The organism is Blautia sp. ZXY-1-C6 (assembly GCF_056339875.1).
In genome coordinates, this window is record NZ_JBWJVQ010000028.1 from 1 (window position 1) to 4824 (window position 4824).

3 protein-coding genes are annotated in these 4824 nt (G+C 43.9%); all 3 read right to left on the reverse strand.

From position 1 onward, the window contains the following. The coding region (locus tag AC075J_RS01405; RefSeq protein WP_476389876.1) for a septation protein SpoVG family protein at positions 1-314 on the reverse strand (314 nt) is incomplete at its 3' end. A 31-nt stretch (positions 315-345) separates the two neighbouring features. Further along, a complete protein-coding gene (locus AC075J_RS01410) occupies positions 346-3000 on the reverse strand; it encodes a helicase-related protein (protein WP_476389877.1) in 2655 nt (884 codons plus the stop codon). Next, positions 2993-4824, reverse strand: a 1832-nt coding sequence (locus AC075J_RS01415; RefSeq protein ID WP_476389878.1) for an N-6 DNA methylase, incomplete at its 5' end; no start/stop codon positions are given. The genes AC075J_RS01410 and AC075J_RS01415, both read right to left, overlap by 8 nt.

Sequence of the window (4824 nt, forward strand, 5' to 3'; positions counted from 1 at the left end):
TCTTCCTCTCCCCAACAGCCCTTACAGTCTGTTTTCGTTTCTGTCATATTCTCATAGGCTTCCCTTACGGTATCCAACACTTCCTTTTGAAATTCCTTATCCGTAAACCGGAAAAAAGGAACATACTCCCCTGTTTCATAATCTCTGTAACGGGGCATATCGAGATACAGATTTCCTTTCGAGGACTCTTTAATTGCAAGGCTTTTCACACAGAAGGCCTCATCAAAGGTAATGGTAGCAAATCCTTTCAGGTTATTGATTTTTCCTTCTTCCTGTTTCAATTCCGGTTTATATACTCTGATATTATATTCCATATTGTGATCTCCTTTTCTACTCTATTTTTCGTTACCGAACTGCTGTCTGGCATGGAAGATTTTTAGTTTCCTCCTGCACTTCCACACACTCCTCCTGGTCCTTGATTTCCAGTTCTGCATCAATCTCCATCTGCCGGGTAATATTCTCTTTTAAAAGCTCCTCATACGGGAAGGGCTTTTCATATTCCTGCTTTGCATTTTTTATCTCATTTTCGCAGGTCTTAATTTCTTTTTGAACGTCCTCCACTGCTTTATCAAGGGCATTCAAGCGGTTTTCTATACGGACCATGTTACCGGAGTCACTGCTTTTTAACTCCACACTATACTCCTTCTCTCCCTGAAGGAACAAGATCGGTCCCAGCATATCATTTTGGACAGATACCTGAAACCCCTTATATATACCGACTTCGTGCCTGGTAAAAGCTGTTACCCCTTCTATAATCCCACGCAGAACTTCACCTGCTTCTTTGTGTTTTTCATAAACTTTTCCCTGCAGCGTGATTGCAAACCCCGGCTGTACTTCCATAGCCTGGTTCCTGCGCTCCAAATCCTTTTGAAGTAATTGCAGTTCTCCCTTCAGGCTTTGTATCCTTTTCGGATACTGGAAAGTGACCGCATCTTGCAGGGTAAACCGTTTCCCTTCATGTGCAGCTTTTAGAATTCTCAGACGTGCCACTTCATTATCTACTTGTATTTTTTCCATAATCAGGGGATTTTCAGAAGCTACCGCTTTAATCTCTGCAAAATTTAATACGGTTTCATCTATATCCTCACAGATCCTTGCCAGTTCCCGGCTGGTAAATACCTGGCTGATAAACCGCTGTTTTGTTTCTACAATGCCCCATAAATAAGCATCAAAAGAACCCTTTGTTACATAGCGGTAAATATTGACTTCCTCATTTTCATTCCCCTGGCGGATAATGCGCCCTTCCCGCTGTTCAATATCAGAAGGTTTCCAGGGGCAGTCGATATGATGAGCCGCCACCATTCTGGTCTGGATATTGGTTCCTACCCCCAGTTTTTCGGTACTTCCTATAATAATCCGTTTCCTTCCGGCTCTGACATCGGAAAACATACGGTCCCTCTGTTCATCTGTTTTTGCATCATGGATAAAACAGATTTCTTCCTCTGGAACACCTCTGGTAATCAGTTCCTGTTTTAAATAATCATAGACGGTAAACGCTTTCCCAGGTCCGGGTGTCCCAATATCCGAAAAAACAATCTGGGTTCCTTTCTGTTCCTGGGACTGTACATATTCCTGGTAAATGTTTTCTACTGCTTTATTCAGTTTGGAATCCGAATCTACCGGAGCATAACTGTCCAAAAGCCGGGGATCTGTACCCAAAAGCCTTGCTTCCCCGGTAATCCGGAGCATATTGTCGTCCTTTGGATCTACCACACCTCTATGGATTGCTTCTGCCCTTTCCACCATTTCCTGCATACGTTCTTTGACATAATCAGAGGCTTCCGATACTACAACCTTATATTTTCCGTCCTTTAATTCTGGCCGCTTAATATCTAGCATATCAGGCAGAATAATGTCTGCTACTTCTTTAAACAGGTGTATCAGTTCCGGCAGATTGATAAACTTATTAAACCTGGTCCGCATCCGGTAACCAGTACCTTCCGGTGCCAGTTCCAAAGAGCTGGTAACTTCCCCAAACACAGAAGCCCATGCATCAAAATGGTAAATCCCCTTTTCGTGAAGCCGCCTTTCCTGCAGATATAACTGCATCACATAAAGTTCCACCATTGAGTTTGACAGAGGGGTTCCCGTTGCCATAATGACGCCCCTTCCCTGATTTTTTTCGTTGATATACTGGATTTTCATACGCATATCCATAGCCCTCTGGGAACCGCTGGAACCCAGACCCGCAACATTGTTCATTTTCGTAAAAATTTCCAAGTTCTTGAACAGGTGCGCTTCATCTACAAATAAGGCATCTACGCCTGTTTCTTCAAAGTACATCACATCATCTTTGATTTCTTCATTGTTCAGTTCTTCGATTTTCTGCAACAGTTTTTTCTTTCTACTTTCCATCTGCTTTATGGACCAGTTCTTTCCTGCTTCTTCCCTTGCCTGGTTAATGGCTTCTACCAGTTGCTCTGCCTGTTCTTCTATCATGGCTCTTTGCCGGTCAGGGGAAATGGCAATTCTCTGGAACTGCGTATGTCCGATAATAATACAGTCATAATCCCCTGTTGCCATTCTGGCAATCATGCGCCTGCGGTTTTCCTTCTGAAAATCTTCTTTTCTGGTAATCAGGATCTTCGCATCTGGGTAGGCCCGCAAAAATTCTGCCCCCATCTGGAAGGTCAGGTGGTTGGGAACCGTAAGAAGGGGTTTCGTTGCCAGCCCCAGCCTCCTCATCTCCATACAGATACAGATCATTTCCAGAGATTTACCAGCGCCTACCGTATGGGCAAGCAAGGTGTTCCCTCCACACAGCAATGCCCTTGCTACAGCATTTTTCTGATAAGGACGCAGTTTTAACAAAGGGTTCAGTCCCGGCAGTTTTAAATAAGAGCCATCATAGCTTCGTTGTCTGTCGCAGTTAAAGGTTTCATTGTAAAAATCCACATATTTTTTTCTGCGCTCTGGTTCCTTAAAAATCCAGTCCCGGAAGGCTTCTTTTATCTGCTCCGCCTTATCCCTGGCAAGCATGGTTTCCTTCCGATTAATCACATAACGCACCCTTTCCCCCTTCCTGCACCCGGTCCCTTATGGTCACAATCCGGCTGTTTAACAGTTCCTCTATAATGCTGATCGCATCCATAAATCTTGTGCCATAGGTTTCCCTGGTACGAATGGTTCCTCCAAAAAAATTTCCCCTGTCAATATGGTAAGACATATCTGCATCTAAGCGCTCAATCTTGAGGGCATGGCCACTATGAGCGCAATAGTTTCTCTGGTTGCTCTCCGGGATTTCCAAAAGCTCATATATAAACTGTTCGTAATCCTCATTTTCAATCCAGGTTGTTCCCAGTTTTACACTGATCTCAGGCGCTGTCAGTTCTTTTGGCTGTACCTTTTCCAGTGCTTCCACGTTGTCTACAAACAAGGGATTGTTCTGCGCATAGATCCTGGCTGTACGGAGCTTCTGACGCACATTGCCGCTTAAATACTCATCTGCGGTTTCCCACTCCGAATTGGGATCTTCTTCCTTTGCCAGTACCGGGTTCTGGTAGATTAACCCTTTTAATTCCTGGAGCATTTCTTTCCTGTTTCCCAGATAAAGAGAGAGCATATAGGGAATATCCACCCGGTTATATTCTGACAGACTGATATGCAATGCTTCCTGGGCATTTTCCACTTTGTCTATCACATCTCTGGGGCGTATGGTCCTTTTGTAAAAAATATCGGCTTTGGTTACGTTTTTGTCCTCATCAACCACTTCCAGGGAAGATAGCAGGGGATAATCATTGTCCTGCCGGAACGCCATTTTATTTGTCCGGTCACAGAAATATCCATGCGTTTTCACAAAGGCATCATACAAACGGTTTAACTGTTCCTGTGCCTTTTTCAGTTCCTGGTCAGAACAATTTTCCTGCTGTATCTGTAAAATTTCACGCACCAGAAGGCGGATTTTATGCATGGCACGTATCCGGCGCTTCACACTTTCCTTTGCCTGACTCCGGTATAAAGACTCCCCTTCCCGGTAATATACTTCGTCCTGTATCACCGTAAACGTATAATTAGGTATCTTTGGGGAAGCAGCTAAGACGTCCTGCTCTTCCTTCTTTTTTTCTGCTATGCTTTCTTCATAACAGTTTTTAGGAAGCTCTCCAACTGCGTCCAAAATTCTTTTTTCCAGGTCAAAGTCTTCCGCTTCATTGACCAGGGCTGTATATTTGGAATCTTTCCCGAAAAACTGTTCAAACCAGACCATTTTCCCAAGCATCATTTCCGGGTGTTCCAGATAATACTCATTTACCGGTACCATGTCTTCCGTAAGCCCTGTATAAGTCCAGATCGGCTCCCCAATCGAAGGCTCTGCTTTTTTCTGAAAAAACAAAAGGTCACTGGTAACTGCGGTATTGGCGCTCTTTCCAAAAGAATCTGCCGGAAGCCGGACTGCCCCTAAAAGGTCTGCCTGTTCTGCCAAATTTTTTCTCACAGCGCTGTCATTTTTATCCAACGTCCCTTTTGAAGTTACCACTGCCAAAATGCCTCCTGGCCGAAGGAGGTCCATGCTTTTCCGGATAAAATAATCATGGACTTTCAACTTCATCTTTTTATATCGGGGATCATACAAACGGAAATCCCCAAAAGGCACGTTTCCTACAATTACATCAAAGCTGTTATCCTCAAATTCCGTTTTTTCAAATCCTTTAATCTGGATACTGGCTGAAGGGTGGAGCTTTTGTGCAATCCTTCCGCTTATGGCATCAATCTCCACGCCATAAAGCTGGGATTTTTGCATACTTTCCGGAAGACCATGAAAAAAGTTTCCAATCCCCATAGCCGGTTCCAGAATTTTTCCCTTCTGGAATCCAAAAATGCCAGCAA